The sequence below is a fragment of the Streptomyces argenteolus genome (assembly GCF_042902585.1).
GTDB lineage: Bacteria > Actinomycetota > Actinomycetes > Streptomycetales > Streptomycetaceae > Streptomyces > Streptomyces argenteolus.
Window position 1 is genome coordinate 33,920 of record NZ_JBIBEG010000001.1, and the last position, 20,026, is coordinate 53,945.

Below are 20,026 nucleotides of genomic sequence, written 5' to 3' on the forward strand. Positions count from 1 at the left end.
ACGATGCCCCTGTGTCCGCCCGCGCACCACAGGAAGGCGTCAGCGGCGCTCGTAGGCCGCGATCAGCTCGCTGGAACGCTTCACGTCGGCGGCCATCGCCACGAGCAGGTCGTCGATCGAGGCGAACTTCAGCATGCCGCGTACGTAGGCGAGGAAGTCCACCGCCACGTGCAGCCCGTACAGGTCGAGGCCGACGCGGTCGATCGCGTACGCCTCGACGGTCCGGTCCTTGCCGTCGAACTGCGGGTTCGTCCCGACGGAGATCGCGGCGGGCATCGCCTCGCCCTCGACGGTCAGCCAGCCCGCGTAGACGCCGTCGGCGGGGATCGCGGTGTGCGGCAGTGTCTCCACGTTCGCGGTGGGGAAGCCGAGCTCACGGCCGCGCTGCGCACCGCGCACCACGACACCCTCCACGCGGTGGGGGCGGCCCAGGATCTCCGCGGCGCCCTCGACGTCGCCCTCGGCGATGAGGCGGCGGGTGAGCGTGGAGGAGAAGGGCTCGCCGCCGCCCGCGTCGCCGCTGACGAAGAGGTCGATGACCTCGACCTCGTAGTCGTACGTCGCGCCGAGTTCGGCGAGGAAGGCGACGTTGCCCGCCGCGCGGTGCCCGAAGCGGAAGTTGGGGCCCTCGATGACCAGCCGGGCGTGCAGCTTGTCGACGAGGACCTTCACGATGAAGTCGGCGGGCGAGAGCTGCGAGAACGCGGCGGTGAAGGGCAGGATCAGCACCGCGTCCACCCCCAGCTCCGCCATCAGCTCGGCGCGCCGCTGGTGCGGGGCGAGCAGCGGCGGGTGCGTGCCCGGGCGCACGACCTCGCTGGGGTGCGGGTCGAAGGTGACGACGACGGAGGGCACGCCGAGCTCGCGCGCCCGCTCCACGGCCCGGCCGATGATCAGCTGGTGCCCGCGGTGCACCCCGTCGTAGGAGCCGATGGTGACGACGCTGCGTCCCCAGCCCTCGGGGATGTCCTCCAAGCCACGCCAGCACTGCACTGTGACCGCTCCTCGCCCGAACCTGTGTACGTGTGTATGTCCATTACGCAGGTCTAAGACTGCCATGCTCACGTCCCGCGGCCTGCATCGGCACCGGCATCCCCGGCCGCGCCCCTTCCATGGCCTCCATCGTGCGCCGGGCCGCGGCCCCCACCACGGCGGCCCACTCCTGCGGGGCGTCGGACAGCCACCGGGTGACGAGGGCCGCGAATCCGGGGACCTCCCGGGCGAGTTCCACCAGGACGCGGTCGAAGCGCCCCGCCCCCTCGGGTGTGCGGACGAGCAGCATGCCGGTGCGGTGCACCAGCGCTCGCGTCCGGGCCTCCGGGCGGCGTGCCGAGCCGGCCGCCGCGGCCCGCAGGAGGGCTTCGAGGACCTCGGGATCCTTGCCGGTCTCCTGCTCGAACTCCAGCAGCACCTCCAGCAGCTCGGCCCGCAGGGGCCGGGAGGCGGCGCTCCCCTGGGCGGCGAGCACCCGGGCCAGTGCGGCGCGCACGGGCGGCGGGGCGGGGCGGTCCCGCAGCAGCCCGGTCACCAGGGGCAGCAGCAGTGCGCGGGCGGCCGGGCTGTGCTCGAGCCGGAGCTCCACGTAGGCCGCGGCCCGCGCCCCGCCGCCTCCGGGACGGCTGTCGATGTACCGGCGCACGAGACCGGGAGCGTGCAGTGCCAGGGCCGGGGTGTCCAGGGAGGCCAGCTCCCGCAGCACCTCGTCGGCGGCCTCCCCCGGCAGCGACAGACGGGCACGGAGCGCGGCGAGCACGGGTTCGGGGTGCTCGGGGAGCACGTCGGTCAGCAGAGACAGCGGCAGCTTCGGGTCCCCGGCGGCGAAGACGCGCAGGGCCTGCGGCAGATGGCGGCCCCCGGTGCCTGGATCGCGTACGAGGACGGTGAGCGCCTGGGCGTGCAGCGCGGTGTCCTCCGGGCGGCCGATGAGGGTGAGCGCCGCGTCGCGCAGCAGCGCGCGGTCGGCGTCGGCGAGGGTGAGGGCGGACACGAGAGTGGCCTGGGTGGCTGCCGCCGCACGCCGCTCCGGGCGCTCCTCGTCGCGCGCCCACCGGTCGATCGCACGGCAGAGCGCGCTCGGCTCGTCCTCCGCGAGAGCGGTGAGGAGCTCGGCGGCACGCGGATGGCCGGTGTCGGCGAGGGCCTCGACGAGGTCGTCGAGAGCGAGGTCCCGGCGGGCGTACAGGAGCGCCTGGGCCGCGGAGGCCACGATGAGCCGTATCGGCACGCCCTCCTGGGAGGGGAGAGGGCTCTCGTCGGTGAACCAGCCGCAGAGCAGCGCCTGCACGGTCCTCGGGTGGGCGGCCAGGCGCCGCGACACGGCGTCCAGGTAGCGCTCGCCGCCCTCCGCTCGCCGGGCTCCGTCGGCGGGCAGGAGCCGGCGCAGGAGGTCGATCCGGTCCTCCTCGGGCAGCTGGACGCGGCGCCAGAACCAGGGACCGAACTCGGCGTAGGGGCCGAGCGCGGCAGGCCCGTCCGGGGACAGGGACCGCCGGGCGATCCGCCCGCTGAGCACCCGCAGCACCCCGATGCACGGCCGGGCGTCGGGCACCTTGAGCAGACTCTCCCGGAGCAGGTGGGCGGCCCACCACGCGGCGTCGCGGTGCCGGGCCGAGGTGCTCGCGCCGGCCCCCAGGCGGTCCATCGCCTCGATCAGGTCCGCCATGCGGTGGGCCAGCGCGGCGGGCCCCTGCCTGCGCCCCAGCAGGAGCATGGCCTGGATCACCGGCCCGATGCGGTGACGCGGCACGGGAAGGTTGCGGGGTTCGTGGCCCGGGTCCGCCTCGGCGGGTTCCGGTGCGGCCTCGTCGGCGTGCCAGCGGTGGACCAGGGAGTGCAGCGCGGCGTCCAGGTCCAGATGGGCGCCCTGCACCCAGTCGCCCAGCTCCTCGTGGGCGAAGCGGTAGCCGCCGCCCGCCGGCACCAGCAGGCCTTCGGTGAGGACGGCGGAGGCCCAGCCCGTGCGCCACGGGAAGATCTCCTCGAACGCCTCGCGGTCCAGCTCCCCCTGGCCCGGCCCGAGGCAGCGCCTGGCCGCCTCGTGGACCTGGCCCGCCACCTTCGCCGCGAGTCTGCTGATCGCCTTGCCGCGGAGGCGGGGCTCGGCCTGGGCTCCGATCCGCACGGCGATCCGGACGCAGCTGAGGTCCAGATGCGCGGCGAAGACCTCCTCGGTCCCTGGGCGCCCGGGCACGTCCGGGGGGAGAGCCTCCCGGACCTCGGCGAGCAGACGCAGGGTGAGGGGGTGCCGGTCGTGGCCCGGAGCGAGCGTGCCGGGCGGGATGCCGTATCCCTCCATGACCCGCGCGGCCTGGTCCGCGGTGAGTTCACCGAGCCGGACGGCGGGCGGCAGCCCTCCGGCGGGCCGCTCGGGGTGGTGCAGGGCGTCCGGCGGGTAGAGCGCGCCCGCGGTCTCCCAGTGCTCGGGGCGGCAGGCCACCACCATCCGCGCCCCGTGGTCCCCGAGCCACGCGGCCGTCGCCCGCGTCCAGCCGGCGAGCCGGTGGGCCAGCAGGGGCGGCATCTCCTCCGGTCCGTCCACGACGACGAGCAGCGGGCTTCCGGACCGCGCGGCGAGACGCGCCACGCGTTCCGGAGTGGCCGCCGCCATGTCGCCCCGGGCCCCGGCGGCGTTGAGGATCCTCCCGGAGCGCTGCAGCGCCCGGGTCATCGCGTCGGCGACCGACGTGTCCTCGGCCAGCAGGTCGGCGCCGCGCAGCCAGAGGGTGAGGGCGGGGACGGGGCCGCGCGCCCGGCGGGCGGCCAGGGCGGCCAGTTCGGTGGTACGGCCGGTACCCGGGGCGCCGACCAGTCCGAGCACCGGCCCCGTACCGGCCTCGAAGGCGGTGAACTCGGCCCGCACGCGGGGCCGTTCGACGGCCTCGGCGCCACGGGGGAGACCGTCGGCCTGACCGAGCGAGGTGGCGGTCAGCTGGAGCGCTCCCGCGAGGTTGAGGTCGCAGCCGTAGCCCGGTACGCCGTTCCCGTTGCGCCGGAGCACCTCCGCCAGCGGACCGGGGGCGTCCTCGACGGCCAGTGGCACCGCGAGCCCGGCGGCCTCGTGTCCGGCGCGCAGCGCCGTGGAGAGCACCCCCAGGACCGCCCCGGTGCGCGGGTCCGTGACCGGCCCGCCGATCGCCGCCCCGCCGGACCGCAGCGCGTCCCGCCCGTCGGTTCCCAGAGCGAGTTCGAGGGCGTCGCTCACCGGGTGGTCGCGTCCCCCCTCGGTGTAGGTCGCCGGAATCGCGCCGAGCACCCGTGCCTCACGCCAGCCGTGGGCGGCGATCCGCACGTAGGTGCCCGTCTCGATCCGCTCGCGTACGGCGATGGGCAGCGGTTCCACGGCGAGGGCCCCGGGCCCGCCGGTGCGCAGCAGGGCGAGGCCGAGAGCGGGCAGAGGGGTGATGTCGCCGGGAGCGAGGGAGCAGCTGCGTCCATCGGGGGCGTGCAGCGTCAGGGGGACGGAGCGCGCCACGGCCTGGTGGGTGGTGACGACCGTGCCCCGGTCGTCCGCGACGAAGCCGGTCCCCCGTGGCCGGCCGGCCTGATCACAGATTCTCACCAGTTTCGACCGGTCCCCGCTGCCCATGGTCCGACGGTAGATCCCAGGTGATCGACACGAGAAACCGAGGGGGTGAAAGCGCCCCCCTCACACCCCTCGGTCACTCCGAGCGCCCGTCCGTTGGGGTGAATCGGCGGGTTCGTCTGGACAGAGATGTGCGCGGGGAGGGGATCGTGGAGCGGGCTCCCGGGGGGAAGGGCCCGCTCCACGGCGGGGCGAATCCCGTGGAGCGTTTCGCCGGCGGTTCAGGCGAAGACGGCGAGGCTCCTGGCCTTGCCCTTCTGCTCCTCGACGAGCACCAGGAAGGTGCCGTCCGGCCCGAAGACACCGACCGGCCCCGGCGGATAGGACGGCATGTCCACCCGTACGCCGTTGAGCAGCAGCTTGGCGCGCTTCTCGTCCACGTCCCAGCGGGGGAAGGCCGAAGCCGCCGCCTCGGCGACCGGCATCACGGTGAGCTCCTGCTGATGCTGGTCGAGGGTGCGCGCCGCGTCGAGGCCGTACGGGCCGACGCGGGTGCGCCGCAGCGCGGTCAGGTGACCGCCGACGCCGAGTCCGGCGCCGAGGTCGCGGGCCAGGGCCCGGATGTAGGTGCCCGAGGAGCACACGACCGAGACGACCAGGTCGACGACCGGGGTGCCGTCCTCCGCGACGTCCTCGCGGACGTCGTAGACGCGGAAGGACGAGATGGTCACCGGGCGGGCCGGGATCTCGAACTCCTCGCCGCCGCGCACCCGCGCGTAGGACCGCTTGCCGTCGATCTTGATCGCGCTGACCTTGGACGGCACCTGCATGATCGCGCCGGTCAGCGCGGCCACCCCCGCGTCTATGCCTTCACGGGTGACTCCCGAGGCGTCGGTGGACGAGGTGATCTCGCCCTCGGCGTCGTCGGTGACGGTGTCCTGGCCGAGCCTGATCGTCCCCAGGTACTCCTTCTCGGTGAGCGCGAGATGGCCGAGCAGCTTGGTGGCCCGCTCGACGCCGAGTACGAGCACGCCGGTCGCCATGGGGTCCAGCGTGCCGGCGTGGCCCACCCGCCGGGTGCGGGCGATGCCCCGCATCTTGGCCACGACGTCGTGCGAGGTGAAGCCGGACGGCTTGTCGACGATGACCAGGCCGTCCGGCGTCCTGTCCTGCTTGTTCTGCGTCATGCGGAAGGCGAGTCCCCGTCGTTCTCGTCGTTCTCGTCCTCCGGCTTGCGGTACGGGTCCGCGTCACCGGCGTACGTGGCACCGGAGGACGCCTCCCGGACCTTGGCGTCCGAGGCACGTGCCCGGTCGAGGAGGTCCTCGATCGCCCTGGCGTTGTCCGGCAGGGCGTCGGCCACGAAGGCCAGGGTCGGGGTGAACTTCGTCCCCGCCGCGGCACCGACCGCCGAGCGCAGGATGCCCTTGGCGCTCTCCAGGCCCGCGGCGGCGCTGGCCCGCTCCTCGTCGTCGCCGTAGACCGTGTAGAAGACCGTGGCCTCCCGCAGGTCGCCGGTGACCCGGGTGTCCGTGATGGTCACGTGCGTGCCCAGACGCGGGTCCTTGATACCGCGCTGCAGTTTCTCGGCGACCACCACCTGGATGAGGTCCGCCAGCTTCTTTGCCCGCGCGTTGTCGGCCACTGGTCCGTCTCCTTCTTAAGCCTTGCTCAATCGTCTTCGTCGCTGTGCAGCCGCCGCCGTACGGACAGCAGCTCCACCTCCGGCCGGCCCGCGATCATGCGTTCGCACCGGTCGAGTACGTCTGTGAGGTGTCCGGTGTCCCCGGAGACCACGGCAAGGCCGATCCGGGCCCTGCGGTACAGCTCCTGGTCGCCCGTCTCCGCGACGCTCACCGCGAACTTGCGGTGGAGCTCGGCGACGATCGGGCGGACGACGGAGCGTTTCTCCTTCAGCGACCGTACGTCGCCGAGGAGCAGATCGAAGGACAGAGTCCCCACATACATGTGTGTCCGGATGTCCCGCCGGTTCGGGTTCACGCCCCGCCATCGCTTGGCAGGGACACCAGAACCGTACACGGAACGGCCGGGGCCGATCGACGGAAATACGACCCGTCGACCGGCCCCGACTGTGCAGGAGAGCCCGGGGGTCTCCCCCCGGGAATCCCCGTTGATCAGCCTCGCGGCTTCTCGCGCATCTCGTACGTCGCGATGACGTCGTCGATCTTGATGTCGTTGAAGTTCCCGAGGTTGATACCACCCTCGAAGCCTTCGCGGATCTCGGTGACGTCGTCCTTGAAGCGGCGCAGACCGGAGATGTTGAGGTTCTCCGCGATGACCTTGCCATCGCGCAGCAGGCGCGCCTTGGTGTTGCGCTTGACCTCGCCGGAGCGGACCAGGACACCGGCGATGTTGCCCAGCTTGGACGAGCGGAAGATCTCGCGGATCTCCGCCGTGCCGAGCTCGACCTCTTCGTATTCCGGCTTGAGCATGCCCTTGAGGGCCGCCTCGATCTCCTCGATCGCCTGGTAGATGACCGAGTAGTACCGGACGTCCACGCCTTCGCGCTCGGCCATCTGCTCGGCACGCCCTGCGGCGCGCACGTTGAAGCCGATCACGATGGCGTCGGAGCCGGTCGCCAGGTTGATGTCCGACTCGGTGACCGCACCCACACCGCGGTGCAGGACCCGGATGTCCACCTCTTCGCCGACGTCGAGCTGGAGCAGCGAGGACTCGAGAGCCTCCACCGAACCGGACGCGTCGCCCTTGATGATGAGGTTGAGTTCCTGCACCAGACCGGCCTTGAGCGCCTCGTCCAGGTTCTCCAGGGAGAACCGGACGCCCTTGCGGGCGAAGTTGGCGTTGCGCTCACGGGCGGCACGCTTCTCGGCGATCTGACGGGCCGTACGGTCCTCGTCGACCACCAGGAAGTTGTCGCCGGCACCCGGGACGTTCGTGAGACCCAGGACCAGGACGGGGGTCGAGGGACCCGCTTCCTGGACGTTGTTGCCGTTGTCGTCGAGCATCGCCCGGACACGGCCGTACGCGTCGCCGACGACCATCGTGTCGCCGATGCGCAGCGTTCCGCGCTGGACGAGGACGGTCGAGACGGCACCGCGACCGCGGTCGAGGTGGGACTCGATCGCAATACCCTGCGCGTCCTGCTCCGGGTTGGCCCGCAGGTCGAGCGAGGCGTCGGCGGTGAGGACGACGGCCTCCAGCAGCGCCTCGATGTTGAGGCCCTGCTTGGCGGAGATGTCGACGAACATCGTGTCGCCGCCGTACTCCTCGGCCACCAGACCGAACTCGGTGAGCTGACCGCGCACCTTGGTCGGGTCGGCACCCTCGACGTCGATCTTGTTGACCGCGACCACGATCGGCACCTCGGCCGCCTTGGCGTGGTTCAGCGCCTCGATCGTCTGGGGCATCACACCGTCGTTCGCCGCCACCACGAGGATCGCGATGTCGGTGGACTTCGCACCACGTGCACGCATGGCGGTGAACGCCTCGTGACCCGGGGTGTCGATGAAGGTGATGCGGCGGTCCTCGCCGTTGACCTCGGAGGAGACCTGGTACGCACCGATGTGCTGCGTGATACCGCCGGCCTCGCCCGCGACGACGTTCGTCTTGCGGATCGCGTCCAGCAGCCGGGTCTTACCGTGGTCGACGTGACCCATGACGGTCACGACCGGCGGACGGGAGACCAGGGCCTCTTCGCCGCCCTCGTCCTCGCCGAACTCGATGTCGAAGGACTCGAGCAGCTCGCGGTCCTCCTCCTCCGGGCTGACGATCTCCAGGACGTAGTTCATCTCCTCGGCGAGGAGCTTCAGCGTCTCGTCGGAGACCGACTGCGTGGCGGTGACCATCTCGCCGAGGTTCATCATCACGGCGACGAGCGACGCCGGGTTGGCGTTGATCTTCTCCGCGAAGTCGGTCAGGGACGCACCGCGCGACAGCCGGACAGCCTGCCCGTTGCCGCGAGGCAGCATGACGCCGCCCACCGACGGGGCCTGCATGGCCTCGTACTCCTGGCGCCTCTGACGCTTCGACTTGCGACCGCGACGCGCGGGACCACCGGGACGGCCGAACGCACCCTGCGTGCCACCACGGGCACCCGGGCCGCCGGGACGTCCACCGAAGCCGGGACGACCGCCGAAGCCGCCGCCACCACCGGGACGGCCTGCGCCGCCACCGCCGCCGGGACCACCGGGACGGCCGGCGAAGCCGCCGCCGCCACCACCGGGACCGGCCGGACGGCCCGCGAAGCCACCGCCGCCGGGACGACCGCCGCCGCCGCCGGGACGACCGCCGCCGGCCGGACCACGGCCACCGCCGGGGCCACCACCGGGACGCGGACCCGCAGCGGGACGCTGCGGCATCATGCCGGGGTTCGGGCGGTTACCCGAGGGGGCACCACCCGGACGGGGAGCCTGCGGACGGGGCATGCCGCCCGGGGACGGGCGTGCGCCACCCTGGCCCTGGGGGCGCGGGGCGCCACCGGGACCACCCTGCGGGCGCGGGGCGCCGGGGCGCTCCTGACCGCCGCCGGGGCGCGGGGCACCGCCGGGACGGGGCGCCTGGGGGCGCGCCATGCCGGTGGAGCCGCCGGAGGTGAAGGGGTTGTTGCCCGGACGGGGACCGGCCGGACGTGCGCCGCCGGGGCGGGGTGCGCCCTGGCCCGCGGGACGTGCGGGACGCTCCGCGCCACGCTCGCCACCACGGCCGCCGTCGCGCTGGCCACCGTCACGGCCGCCGTCGCGCTGACCGCCGGCCGGAGCCGGACGGGCGGGACGGGGGCCCGGGGTGGCACCCGAGGGACGCGGGGCCTGCTGGGGGGCGGCCGGCTGCTGAGCCGGAGCCGGAGCGGAGAACTCCGCGGCGGGCACCGGGGTGACCGGGGCCGGCTTCGGCGCGGGCCGGGGGCCCGGACGGGGTCCGCCCGACTGTGCGGCCGGCGCGGAGGGCGCCGCGGGGGCGCTGCTCGCCGGGGCCTCGGCCGCGGCCGGCTTGGGGGCCGGTGCGCCGGGCTTCGGGGCAGCAGGACGTGCCGCGGCGGCCGGAGACGGCGCCGCGGGCTTTGCGGGGGCGGCCTTACGAGGCGCGCCAGGCTTGGCAGCGGACTTGCCGGCGTTGCCGCCGGGCCCCTGCAGTGCGTCAGTCAATTTGCGTACAACCGGCGCCTCGATCGTCGAGGACGCCGAACGGACGAATTCACCGAGTTCTTGGAGCTTGGCCATGACGACCTTGCTCTCCACGCCGAACTCCTTGGCGAGTTCGTATACCCGGACCTTAGCCACTTCGCTCCTTTTAGGTCCGGGTTACCGCCGGACCGTCGCTACTTCATGGGCGTACTCATCGCGTACTCATCGAGTGCTCATCGCAATCTCGACCTACTTCCAACTCGCGAGGTACCTGACCGCACGGGGACCCGTGCCGTTCACTTTCTTACGGTGTCACCCGTTCGACGAACCGCTGCAGTGCAGTGGGATCGAACGGCCCCTTGGCCTTGAAGGCCCGGGGGAATGCCCGGCGGCGAACCGCCAGGTCGAGACATACAGAGGCGGGGTGTACGTACGCACCCCGGCCGGGCAGCGTACCGCGTGGATCAGGGACAACCTCTCCCTCGTCCACCACGATGCGCAGCAGCTCGCTCTTGGCCGCTCGCTCCCGGCATCCCACACAGGTTCGCTCGGGGCAAGCGCGGGCGTGCGTCCGGCCAGACACGGCTAAGTCTACCTCCCCGCACCGACCTCACCCCTTTGGGGCAAAAATCGAACGGATGTTGTCGTGATCTCAGCGACATGACGCCTCGATCTATTCCCTTCGTACCCCTGCCGTGGCCGCCTGAGCGGCACCGGCAGGGGCCCCGGATCAGCCGCGCTCGGACCGCTCCCGGGCACGCTCGGCGCGCTCCCGGTCTGCGATGTCGCGCTCGGCCTCGGTCTCGGTGTCGGGACGGATGTCGATGCGCCAGCCGGTGAGCCGCGCGGCCAGACGGGCGTTCTGCCCCTCCTTGCCGATCGCCAGCGACAGCTGGTAGTCGGGCACGGTCACCCGTGCGGAGCGCGTCCCGAGGTCCACGACCTCAACCTTGCTCACCCGTGCGGGTGACAGCGCGTTGGCGACCATCTCGGCCGGGTCGTCCGACCAGTCCACGATGTCGATCTTCTCACCGTGCAGCTCGGCCATCACGTTCCGCACCCGGCTGCCCATCGGGCCGATGCAGGCGCCCTTGGGGTTGAGCCCGGCACGGGTGGAGCGCACGGCGATCTTGGTGCGGTGACCGGCCTCGCGGGCGATGGCCTCGATGACGACCGAGCCGTCGGCGATCTCCGGCACCTCGAGAGCGAAGAGCTTCTTGACGAGGTTGGGGTGGGTGCGCGAGAGCGTCACGGACGGGCCGCGCACGCCCTTGGCGACCCGCACGACGTACGTGCGCAGCCGCAGGCCGTGGGTGTACTCCTCGCCCGGCACCTGCTCCTGCACGGGCAGGATCGCTTCCAGCTTGCCGATGTCGACCAGGACGTTCTTCGGGTCCTTGCCCTGCTGCACCAGGCCGGTGACGACGTCACCCTCGTGGCCGGCGTACTCGCCGAACGTCCGGTCGTCCTCGGCGTCGCGCAGCCGCTGCAGGATGACCTGCTTGGCGGTGGTGGCGGCGATACGGCCGAAGCCGGACGGGGTGTCGTCGAACTCCTTGGGCTCCTGGCCCTCCTCGAGGTCGGCCGGGTCCTCCTTCGCCCACACCGTGACGTGGCCGTTGTCGTCCAGCTCGACGCGCGCCCGGCGGTGGCTGCCCTCGGTGCGGTGGTACGCGATGAGGAGGGCCGACTCGATCGCCCCGACGAGCACGTCGAAGGGGATCTCCTTGTCCTGCGCCAAGCCCTTCAGAAGCTTCACATCGATGTCCACGGCTACGCCTCCTCTTCCTTCTTGTCCTTGCGGTTGAATTCGATCTCCACACGAGCCTTGGCGATCTCGTTGAAGGCGACACGGCGCGCGGTGGGCTTGCGGCCCTTCACGCCCGGCACTTCGAGATCGAGCCCCTCGTCGTCCACCCCGAGGATGCGGGCCACCAGCTCGCCGCCCTCACCCAGGGTGAGTCTGGCCAGCCGGCCGGTGGCGCGTACGTAGTGGCGGTGCTCGGTCAACGGGCGGTCCGCGCCCGGAGAGCTCACTTCGAGGACGTATTCGCCCTCGCCCATGGCGTCGGTCTCGTCCAGCGTCTCGGAGATCGCGCGGCTGAGCTCCGCGCAGGTGTCGAGCTCCACGCCGTCCTCGGAATCCACGATGACTCTCAGCACCCGCCGCCGGCCCGCCCGGGACACCTCGATCTCCTCGAGATCCAGTTCCTTGGCGCTGACGAGCGGCTCCAGCAGCCCGCGCAGCCTGTCGCTCTGGGTGGTGCTCATCCGGGTGACTCCTCGGCCGCGTGTGCTGTTGTGGGGATCGTCGTGTGTCAGGTCAAAGGGTATCCGGTCCGCAGGGGTGTTGCCGTCCGCCTCCCGCCCTGCCGCGGGTACGCTCGCCTTCGGTGATCACTTCAGGTCAGAAACTGTCAAAAACCAGGCTGAAGGAGACAAGTGCGCCGCACGGGGACGACGCGCAGGAGTGCGCTCACCGCTACGGGAGCATTCGGCCTGGGCGCGGTGCTCGCGGGCTGCGGGAGCGACGGAGGGGCGACCGCACGGCGTGACGCCACGGGTCCGGGCGCCCGGACCGTCTCGCTCCGGGAGGACACGGCGCTGAAGGCGGCGCAGGCCCGCGCCGGCGCCTCGCTCCTCGCGCACTACGACCGGGTGGTGGCCGCACACCCGATGACGGAGGCCGGGCTCGCGCCGCTGCGGGCCGCCGTGCAGGAACACATGGCGGCACTCGGCGGACGGCCCGGGACGGCCGGCTCGCCCTCCCCCGCTTCCTCGGCCCCCGCCACCGACGCGCGGACCGCCCTGAAAGAGCTGGCGGCCGAGGAGCGCCGGGTGGCCGACGTCCGCGCCGCGGCCCTGCTGGAGGCGGGCCCGGAGCTGGCCAGGCTGCTGGCCTCCGTCGCCGCGGCCGGTGCGGCCCACGCGTATCTGCTCACCGAACTGGCCAAGGAGATTCCGGCATGACGGGCAGGACACGGGCGGTCCGCGGCGACGCCACCGCGGAGGCGCTCCGGGCCGCGCAGGCGGCGCTCGCCGCCGAGCACGCCGCGGTGTACGGGTACGGCACGCTGGGCGGCCGGCTGGAAGGCGGCCGCCGCCGTGACGCGACGGCCGCCGGCGACGCCCACCGGGCCAGGCGCGACGCGCTCGCCCGGACGGTGCGCGACCTGGGCGGGACGCCGGTGGCGGCCCGCGCCGCGTACGCTCTGCCCTTCGCCGTGCGGGACCCGGCGACCGCCCTGCGGCTCGCCGCCGTGCTGGAGGACCGGGTCGCGGGAGTGTACTCGGACCTCGTACGGGCCTCCTGGGGGCCGTTGCGGCAGGATGCGGCGGTCGCGCTGCGGGAGGCCGCGGTGCGGGCGGCCCGCTGGCGTGGCACCGGCGTAGCCTTTCCTGGGCTCGCCGAGAAGGCCGCCCCACCGGACAACACGGCGGAGGCCGGCGCCACGGGTGTCACGCACTGAGGAAGCTGTGAAAGGGAACAAGGCACGTATGGGTTTCGAACCGCCGCAGCGTCTGGTGCGAGCGCTCGGCGAGACGTGCGGGGAGACGGCCGCCGCCGAATGGCTCGAGCAGCTCCCCGCACGCACCGACGACGCGCTGTCCGCAGCGGGCCAGCAGGTCCTGCCCGACCGGGTGGTCGCCCCTGGTGGCCGGAGCAGTCTCGTCCTCCTGGTGCACCGCGCGGACGGCACCCCCGCGGTGCTGAAGATCGCCGCCCCGGGCTCCGCGCCCGAGCTGGAGCGGGCGGCCCTGGCGCACTGGAAGGGCTGGGGCGCGGTCGAGCTCCTGGCCACGCCGGACGCGCGGGTTCCGGCTGACGCGCTGCTCCTGGAGCGGCTGCACCACGAGGTGTCGCTGCGCTCGCTCCCGGAGGCGAAGGCCCTCCTGGAGGCGGCGGGCACGGTGCGGCGGCTGTGGGTCGAGCCCCCGCCCGGGCACGCCTTCGAGACCGTCCAGGAGCGCACCGGCCGGCAGGTGGAGCCGATGAGGGCCGCCGCCGTACGGGACCCCGCGCTCGCGCCGCTCGTCTCGGCGGCTCTCGCCGCCCGGGAGGAACTGGTCGCCGATGTGCCCGAACTCTTCCTGCTGCACGGCAACTTCCGCCAGAGCAAGGTCCTGTCGGGCGAGCGCGCCCCGTGGCTGACGGTCGGTCCGGAGCCGCTGACCGGCGAGCGCGCCTACGACCTGGCGCGGCTGGTGCGTGACCGGGTCGAGGACCTGATCGCGTCACCCGGCGGGGCCGCGACGGCCCGCCGCCGGATCAAGAAGCTCGCCGAATCGCTGGAGGTGGACCAGGCGCGGCTGCGCGGCTGGACGCTGTTCCGGGCCGTCGAGTCCGGCACGCGCGCGCTGACGGTGGGGCGCAGGCAGGACGGCGAACTGTCCCTGGAGTTCGCGGGCTGGCTGTAGCCACCACGGCACACGCAGAGGGCCCCCGCGCGGTGGCGGTTTCTAGGAGTCGTCGCAACACGTGGTCGTGTTGATCAGGCCGCGAGCAGTTTATGCAGTCGCTCGGCTGGGGTTTCCCAGCCGAGCGTTTTGCGTGGGCGGCCGTTGAGCTCGGCGGCGACAGCGGTCAGGTGCGCACAGCCGTGGGCGGACAGGTCGGTGCCCTTGGGGAAGTACTGCCGAAGCAGGCCGTTGGTGTTCTCGTTCGAGCCGCGCTGCCAGGGGCTGGCCGGGTCGCAGAAGTAGACGGGGACGTCGGTGGTGAGGGTGAAGGAGCCGTGGGCGGCCATTTCGGAGCCTTGGTCCCAGGTCAGGGACCGCATCAGGTGGGAGGGGAGCGTCTGGACGGTTTCGACCAGAGCGTCGCGGACGTGTTCGGCAGTGCGGCCTTCGGGCAGGTGCACCAGCATCACGTAGCGGGTGGCGCGCTCGACGAGGGTGCCGATGGCGGAGTTGCCGTCCTTGCCGATGATCAGGTCGCCCTCCCAGTGGCCGGGCAGGGCCCGGTCTTCGGCCTCTGCCGGACGCTCGCTGATCATCACCATCGGGGTGGCGAACCGCGGCTGACGGCAGGCAGTCTGGCGGTGAGGCTTGCGGCGCGTGCGGCCGGTGCGTAGGGCCTTGGCAAGCTCACGGCGCAACTCGCCCCGGCCCTGGACGTAGAGGGCCTGGTAGATCGTCTCGTGGGCCACGGGCATCTCCGGCCGGTCGGGAAACTGGGACCGCAGAGCCTGGCAGATCTGCTCGGGGCTCCACCGTAGGTCCAGGTGACGCTGGATGAAGTCCCTCAGCGCGGGGCTGTGGCCGATCTTCCCCGGCTTGGGGCGGGGTCGGCGGGCATCGGCGCGGGCCTGGGCGGCGTGGGGCCGGTACTGGCCGCTGACCGGGTGCCGGTTGCGGCGGATCTCGCGGCTGATGGTGGAGGGACTGCGGCCCAGCTCCGCGGCGATAGCGCGGACGCCGGCCTTCTCCCGTAGCCGGTCGGCGATGTGGATGCGGTCAGCCTCGCCCAGGTAGCGGGACGGGCCCGACGAAGGCGGCGCCTCCTGGTAGATCGGAGGCGCCGCCTTCTCGCGGCCTTTGTAAGCGTGGCGGCCGTTGCGCCATTTCTTGCCGGTCCGTACGTCGATACCGACGATCCGGCAGGCTTCCTTGCTGCTGTAGCCCTGCTGCATGAGCTGGAAGTATGCCGCCCGCTCACGGGTCAGTTTCTTCCGTCCCTGCGGCTTCCGGTCCTTCCGGATCTCGAAGTCCATCGCACCCCTTCAGCTGGGGTGTTGCGACGACCACTGGAACCCAAGGGTGCGCGGGGGCCCTCTGCGTGCGTACCGGCCGGGTCAGCCCTGGTCGGTCAGGCGGGCGATCGCCTCGTCGACGGTGAGCTCCTCGCGCTCGCCCGTACGGCGGTCCTTGAGCTCCAGGACGCCCTCGGCCGAGCGGCGGCCCGCGACGAGGATCTTCGGGACGCCGATGAGCTCGGAGTCGGTGAACTTCACGCCGGGCGAGACGCCCGCGCGGTCGTCGACCAGGACGCGCAGGCCCGCCGCACCGAGCTTCTCGGAGACGTCGAGGGCCAGTTCGGTCTGGAGCGCCTTGCCCGCCGCGACGACGTGCACATCGGCCGGGGCGATCTCGCGGGGCCAGCACAGGCCCTTGTCGTCGGCGGTCTGCTCGGCGAGGGCGGCCACCGCGCGGGAGACGCCGATGCCGTACGACCCCATCGTGACGCGGACGGGCTTGCCCTGCTGACCGAGGACGTCCAGGGAGAAGATGTCGGCGTACTTGCGGCCGAGCTGGAAGATGTGGCCGATCTCGATGGCGCGGTCCACCTGGAGGCCGGTGCCGCACTTGGGGCAGGGGTCGCCCGCCTCGACGACGACGACGTCGAGGTGCTCGTCGACCTCGAAGTCGCGGCCCACGACGACGTTCTTCGCGTGCTTGCCCTCCTTGTTGGCACCCGTGATCCAGGAGGTGCCGGCGGCGACGCGGGGGTCGGCGATGTAGCGGACCTTCTCCAGGCCCTGCGGGCCGACGTAGCCGCGTACGAGGTCGGGGCGGCCCACGAAGTCCTCCGCGGTGACGAGTTCGACGACCGCCGGGGCGAGGTGCTCCCCGAGCTTGCCGAGGTCGACCTCACGGTCGCCGGGCACGCCGACCGCCACGATCTCGCCGTCGACCTTGACCAGGAGGTTCTTCAGGGTGGCGGAGGCCGGGACGCCGAGGTGGGCGGCGAGGGACTCGATGGTGGGGGTGTCGGGGGTGTCCAGCTCCTCGACGGGGCCGGTCGCCGAGGCGTCGGCCACGGCCGTGACGGTGAAGGTGACGGCCTCGGTGTTCGCGGCGTAGTCGCAGTTCGGGCAGTCGACGAAGGTGTCCTCGCCGGCGGGCGCGGGCGCGAGGAACTCCTCGGAGGCGGAGCCGCCCATGGCACCGGAGACGGCGGAGACGATGCGGTGGTCGAGGCCGAGGCGCTCGAAGATCCGGATGTACGCGGCACGGTGCAGCTGGTAGGCCTCGGCCAGGCCCTCGTCGGTGGTGTCGAAGGAGTACGAGTCCTTCATCTGGAACTCGCGGCCGCGCAGCACACCGGCGCGGGGGCGGGCCTCGTCGCGGTACTTGGTCTGGATCTGGTAGAGGATCACGGGCAGGTCCTTGTAGGACGAGCACATGTCCTTGACGACCTGGGTGAAGATCTCCTCGTGGGTCGGGCCCAGGAGGTAGTCGCCGCCCTTGCGGTCCTTGAGCCGGAACAGCAGGTCGCCGTACTCGTCGTACCGGCCGCTCGCCTCGTACGCCTCCTTGGGCAGCAGCGCGGGGAGCAGGACCTCCTGGCCGCCGATGGCGTCCATCTCCTCGCGGACGACGCGGGTGATGTTCTCCAGGACCTTCTTGCCGAGCGGCAGCCAGGACCAGATGCCGGCCGCGGTGCGGCGTACGTATCCGGCGCGGACGAGGAGCTTGTGGTTGAGCGTCTCGGCGTCCGCCGGGTCGTCGCGCAGTGTCTTGATCATCAATCGGGACATGCGCTGGACCTGGGCCATGATGAACTCCTGCTCGCAAGGGTGGTGAGCCCGAGGTTAGCCGGGGGGCCCGCGCGGGCGGAAATCGATTGCCAGGACCGGCCGGCGCGCAGGGGGTCCGGGCGCTCTCAGCCGCGGCGCAGCGGGAGAGGCGCGCCCATGACCGCGTACGGCCTGGGAGCACTGGGGAACAGCACCTGGCGGGCCAGGTCGCGGTAGCCGAGGGCGCGGTAGAGACCCCGGGCGGGGCTCTCGGTGTCGATCGCGGAGAGGATGGAGCGCGGCTGGCCGACGGCGTCCGTGATGGTGGTGATGAGGCTGCGGCCGATGCCGCGCTGCTGGAACTCCGGGTGGACGTGGAGCTCGGTGATGACGAACGAGTCGTCGAGCCAGTCGTCGGACCCGGTGGCGCGCAGATAGGGCTCGACGACGGTGGACCACCAGTGCGTGCGGCTGTTCGGCAGCCCGTAGACGAATCCGACGAGCCGCCCGTCGGCCGTGGTGGCTCCGAGGGCGCGGGCCTGCGGATGGTCGAGGTGGCGCAGGACGATGTGGCGGCGTACGTCGATCTCGTCCTGGCTCAGGCCGAAGGCACGTGCCTGCACGGCGAGTGCCTCGTCGACGCGGGCGGCGAGGTCGAGCGGTCCGACCACGATGTCGGGGGCCCCGGAGCCCTGGGGGGACGCGGGCGTTGCGGCTGCCATGCGGGAACCCTACTGGCCGCGCCGCCGGGTCAGAACAGCACGCTCATGAACGCGCCCGTCTCACGGAAGCCGACGCTGCTGTAGGCCCTGCGCGCGGGGGTGTTGTAGTCGTTGACGTAGAGGCTGACGACGGGTGCCACGTCGTGGAGCGCGTAGCGCAGGACGGCCGCCATGCCCGCCTTGGAGAGTCCGCGGCCCCGGGCCTCGGGGGCGACCCAGACGCCCTGGATCTGGCAGGCACGGGGGGTGGCCGCGCCGATCTCTGCCTTGAAGAGGACCTTGCCGTTCTCGATGCGGGCGAAGGAGCGGCCGGTGCTGATGAGTTCGGCGACCCGCGCCTGGTAGAGCAGCCCGCCGTCACCGGCCAGCGGGGAGACGCCGACCTCCTCGGTGAACATCGACACGCAGGCGGGCATGAGGACGTCCATCTCGTCCTTGCGGACCCTGCGCACGAGCGGGTCGGGCGCCACGTCGGCGGAGGGGGCGTCGGTGACCATGAGCGGCTGGTTGGGCCTGACCTCGCGGGCGGGACCCCAGCTGGGTTCGAGCAGACGCCACAGCTGGGATGTGGGGCCCACCGGCCCGACGATCGAGGAGCAGCGCCGGCCGGCCCGCCGGGCGCGGTCGGCAAAGGCCCTGACGGCCTCGGGGGTGGCGCAGATGGGCACCAGGTTGGCGCCGGAGTAGCAGAGCGAACGCAGCCTGCCGTCGGCGTACCATCCCCACATCTCGCCGCCGAGACGCCAGGGATCGAGTCCGGCGACCTGCACGCGGGAGGTCACGAACGCGTTGTCCACGGGTTCGCTCTCGAGGATGGCGAGCGCGGCGGGGAGCTCGCCGGGGTCGAGGACCCGGGTAGTGGTCTGCGTCAACACTGGGGCCTCACCGAACGGTCTACTGGTTTCCGCACTGTAACCGAGAAGGCTGTGAGGTGCCCCCCGCGGAGGGGACGGCGTATGCGGGCGGACACGGCCGCACCCCGCAGGACGGGGCCTGCGGGGCACGGGAGCCGGAGTGCTAGCCGGCGATGGAGATCTTGGGCTCGCCCGAGGGGATGCCGTCCTTCTCCATCTGTTCCGCGATCTTCATGGCTTCCTCGATGAGGGTCTCCACGATCTTCGATTCCGGGACGGTCTTGATGACCTCGCCCTTCACGAAGATCTGGCCCTTGCCGTTGCCCGACGCCACACCCAGGTCCGCCTCACGCGCCTCACCCGGACCGTTCACCACACAACCCATCACCGCGACCCGCAGCGGGACCTCGAGCCCGTCCAGACCCGCACTCACCTGGTCCGCGAGCTTGTACACATCCACCTGCGCACGCCCGCACGACGGACACGACACGATCTCCAGACGCCGCTGCTTCAGATTCAGCGCCTCCAGGATCTGCAGCCCGACCTTGACCTCCTCCGCCGGAGGAGCCGACAGCGACACCCGGATCGTGTCCCCGATCCCCTCCGACAGCAGCGCACCGAACGCCACCGCCGACTTGATCGTCCCCTGGAACGCCGGACCCGCCTCCGTCACACCCAGATGCAGCGGATAGTCACTGCGCGCCGCCAGCAGACGATAGGCGTTCACCATCACGACCGGATCGTTGTGCTTCACCGAGATCTTGATGTCCCGGAAACCGTGCTCCTCGAACAGCGACGCCTCCCACAGCGCCGACTCCACCAGAGCCTCCGGCGTCGCCTTCCCGTACTTCCTCAGCAACCGCGCGTCCAGCGACCCCGCGTTCACACCGATCCGGATCGGCGTACCCGCGTCACCCGCCGCCTTCGCGATCTCCTTGACCTTGTCGTCGAACTGCTTGATGTTGCCCGGATTCACCCGGACCGCCGCACACCCCGCGTCGATCGCCGCGAAGACGTACTTCGGCTGGAAGTGGATGTCCGCGATCACCGGGATCTGCGACTTCCTCGCGATCGTCGCCAGCGCGTCCGCGTCGTCCTGCGTCGGGCACGCCACCCGCACGATCTGGCAACCCGACGCCGTCAGCTCCGCGATCTGCTGCAACGTCGCACCGACGTCCGACGTACGCGTCGTCGTCATCGACTGCACCGACACCGGTGCGTCCCCACCGACCGCCACCGACCCGACCTGGATCTGACGGCTGACCCGTCGGTCGGCGAGCTTGGTCGGAACGTCCGGCATTCCGAGAGAAATCGCAGTCATGCGCTGAGCATCCCCAAGGTGTGGATCAGTGGTGATCGAGGTCCC

Annotated in this window: 17 protein-coding genes; 3 read left to right on the plus strand and 14 right to left on the minus strand. The window is 72.2% G+C overall.

Annotated features, from left to right (window positions below; translation table 11 throughout):
- Positions 1 to 39: 39 nt before the first annotated feature.
- The 9 genes from ACFY8O_RS00135 to rimP all read right to left on the minus strand — a co-directional run bounded on the left by ACFY8O_RS00135 (position 40) and on the right by rimP (position 11,895).
- On the minus strand, positions 40 to 993 hold the full coding sequence (locus ACFY8O_RS00135; RefSeq protein WP_145810690.1) for a bifunctional riboflavin kinase/FAD synthetase: 954 nt from the start codon (positions 991 to 993) through the stop codon (positions 40 to 42).
- Between the two features lie 43 nt (positions 994 to 1,036).
- Entirely contained in the window at positions 1,037 to 4,585 is a 3,549-nt protein-coding gene (locus ACFY8O_RS00140) for a trypsin-like peptidase domain-containing protein (RefSeq protein ID WP_387897339.1), read from the minus strand.
- A gap of 218 nt (positions 4,586 to 4,803) precedes the next feature.
- Positions 4,804 to 5,709: a tRNA pseudouridine(55) synthase TruB gene (truB, locus tag ACFY8O_RS00145; protein WP_145810694.1), complete on the minus strand. Its 906-nt coding sequence runs from the start codon at positions 5,707 to 5,709 to the stop codon at positions 4,804 to 4,806.
- Positions 5,706 to 6,167 (minus strand): 30S ribosome-binding factor RbfA, encoded by a 462-nt coding sequence (rbfA, locus tag ACFY8O_RS00150; RefSeq protein ID WP_145810696.1) that lies wholly within the window; start codon positions 6,165 to 6,167, stop codon positions 5,706 to 5,708. The genes truB and rbfA overlap by 4 nt, the downstream gene beginning before the upstream one ends.
- Positions 6,168 to 6,193: 26 nt before the next feature.
- A complete protein-coding gene (locus tag ACFY8O_RS00155; protein ID WP_145810699.1) occupies positions 6,194 to 6,490 on the minus strand; it encodes a DUF503 domain-containing protein in 297 nt (98 codons plus the stop codon).
- A gap of 167 nt (positions 6,491 to 6,657) precedes the next feature.
- Complete coding sequence (gene infB / locus ACFY8O_RS00160; RefSeq protein ID WP_145810701.1) at positions 6,658 to 9,780, minus strand: translation initiation factor IF-2; 3,123 nt, start codon at positions 9,778 to 9,780, stop codon at positions 6,658 to 6,660.
- Between the two features lie 148 nt (positions 9,781 to 9,928).
- Positions 9,929 to 10,207 carry a YlxR family protein gene (locus ACFY8O_RS00165; RefSeq protein ID WP_145810702.1) on the minus strand — a complete coding sequence of 93 codons (279 nt, stop codon included), beginning with the start codon at positions 10,205 to 10,207 and terminating at the stop codon, positions 9,929 to 9,931.
- Positions 10,208 to 10,354: 147 nt separating this feature from the next.
- Positions 10,355 to 11,395 carry a transcription termination factor NusA gene (gene nusA / locus ACFY8O_RS00170; RefSeq protein ID WP_387897345.1) on the minus strand — a complete coding sequence of 347 codons (1,041 nt, stop codon included), beginning with the start codon at positions 11,393 to 11,395 and terminating at the stop codon, positions 10,355 to 10,357.
- A gap of 2 nt (positions 11,396 to 11,397) precedes the next feature.
- Positions 11,398 to 11,895 carry a ribosome maturation factor RimP gene (rimP, locus tag ACFY8O_RS00175; protein WP_387897348.1) on the minus strand — a complete coding sequence of 166 codons (498 nt, stop codon included), beginning with the start codon at positions 11,893 to 11,895 and terminating at the stop codon, positions 11,398 to 11,400.
- A 171-nt stretch (positions 11,896 to 12,066) separates the two neighbouring features.
- On the opposite strand from rimP, the gene ACFY8O_RS00180 reads away from it, so the two are divergent.
- Genes ACFY8O_RS00180 through ACFY8O_RS00190 form a run of 3 tightly spaced genes read left to right on the plus strand, consistent with a single transcriptional unit; the run spans position 12,067 to position 14,043 of the window.
- Positions 12,067 to 12,594, plus strand: coding sequence for a hypothetical protein (locus ACFY8O_RS00180; protein WP_387897350.1), 528 nt, complete (start codon positions 12,067 to 12,069; stop codon positions 12,592 to 12,594).
- Positions 12,591 to 13,094 carry a ferritin-like domain-containing protein gene (locus ACFY8O_RS00185; RefSeq protein ID WP_387897352.1) on the plus strand — a complete coding sequence of 168 codons (504 nt, stop codon included), beginning with the start codon at positions 12,591 to 12,593 and terminating at the stop codon, positions 13,092 to 13,094. The genes ACFY8O_RS00180 and ACFY8O_RS00185 overlap by 4 nt, the downstream gene beginning before the upstream one ends.
- Positions 13,095 to 13,122: 28 nt before the next feature.
- On the plus strand, positions 13,123 to 14,043 hold the full coding sequence (locus ACFY8O_RS00190) for an aminoglycoside phosphotransferase family protein (RefSeq protein WP_387897355.1): 921 nt from the start codon (positions 13,123 to 13,125) through the stop codon (positions 14,041 to 14,043).
- Between the two features lie 74 nt (positions 14,044 to 14,117).
- Here the strand turns inward: ACFY8O_RS00190 and ACFY8O_RS00195 are convergent, their stop codons facing one another.
- The 5 genes from ACFY8O_RS00195 to ispG form a co-directional block, all read right to left on the minus strand.
- Entirely contained in the window at positions 14,118 to 15,338 is a 1,221-nt protein-coding gene (locus ACFY8O_RS00195; RefSeq protein ID WP_387897358.1) for an IS30 family transposase, read from the minus strand.
- Positions 15,339 to 15,419: 81 nt separating this feature from the next.
- The gene (locus ACFY8O_RS00200) at positions 15,420 to 17,123 is read right to left on the minus strand and encodes a proline--tRNA ligase (RefSeq protein ID WP_387897360.1); all 1,704 of its coding nucleotides are present in this window, start codon (positions 17,121 to 17,123) and stop codon (positions 15,420 to 15,422) included.
- Between the two features lie 107 nt (positions 17,124 to 17,230).
- Positions 17,231 to 17,806, minus strand: a complete 576-nt coding sequence (locus tag ACFY8O_RS00205) for a GNAT family N-acetyltransferase (protein ID WP_145810717.1) — start codon at positions 17,804 to 17,806, stop codon at positions 17,231 to 17,233.
- A 29-nt stretch (positions 17,807 to 17,835) separates the two neighbouring features.
- Positions 17,836 to 18,681 (minus strand): GNAT family N-acetyltransferase, encoded by an 846-nt coding sequence (locus ACFY8O_RS00210; protein ID WP_145810719.1) that lies wholly within the window; start codon positions 18,679 to 18,681, stop codon positions 17,836 to 17,838.
- 142 nt (positions 18,682 to 18,823) lie between these two features.
- On the minus strand, positions 18,824 to 19,981 hold the full coding sequence (gene ispG / locus ACFY8O_RS00215) for a flavodoxin-dependent (E)-4-hydroxy-3-methylbut-2-enyl-diphosphate synthase (RefSeq protein ID WP_145810721.1): 1,158 nt from the start codon (positions 19,979 to 19,981) through the stop codon (positions 18,824 to 18,826).
- Positions 19,982 to 20,026: the final 45 nt, after the last annotated feature.

Excerpts from the sequence above, each read along its gene's own strand:
- ACFY8O_RS00185 (WP_387897352.1), top strand. The coding sequence starts at position 12,591 with ATGACGGGCAGGACACGGGCGGTCCGCGGCGACGCCACCGCGGAGGCG.
- ACFY8O_RS00195 (WP_387897358.1), bottom strand. The coding sequence starts at position 15,338 with ATGGACTTCGAGATCCGGAAGGACCGGAAGCCGCAGGGACGGAAGAAA.
- ACFY8O_RS00155 (WP_145810699.1), bottom strand. The coding sequence starts at position 6,490 with ATGTATGTGGGGACTCTGTCCTTCGATCTGCTCCTCGGCGACGTACGG.
- truB (WP_145810694.1), bottom strand. The coding sequence starts at position 5,709 with ATGACGCAGAACAAGCAGGACAGGACGCCGGACGGCCTGGTCATCGTC.
- ACFY8O_RS00205 (WP_145810717.1), bottom strand. The coding sequence starts at position 17,806 with ATGGCAGCCGCAACGCCCGCGTCCCCCCAGGGCTCCGGGGCCCCCGAC.
- rimP (WP_387897348.1), bottom strand. The coding sequence starts at position 11,895 with ATGAGCACCACCCAGAGCGACAGGCTGCGCGGGCTGCTGGAGCCGCTC.
- ACFY8O_RS00200 (WP_387897360.1), bottom strand. The coding sequence starts at position 17,123 with ATGGCCCAGGTCCAGCGCATGTCCCGATTGATGATCAAGACACTGCGC.
- ACFY8O_RS00140 (WP_387897339.1), bottom strand. The coding sequence starts at position 4,585 with ATGGGCAGCGGGGACCGGTCGAAACTGGTGAGAATCTGTGATCAGGCC.
- ACFY8O_RS00190 (WP_387897355.1), top strand. The coding sequence starts at position 13,123 with ATGGGTTTCGAACCGCCGCAGCGTCTGGTGCGAGCGCTCGGCGAGACG.
- ispG (WP_145810721.1), bottom strand. The coding sequence starts at position 19,981 with ATGACTGCGATTTCTCTCGGAATGCCGGACGTTCCGACCAAGCTCGCC.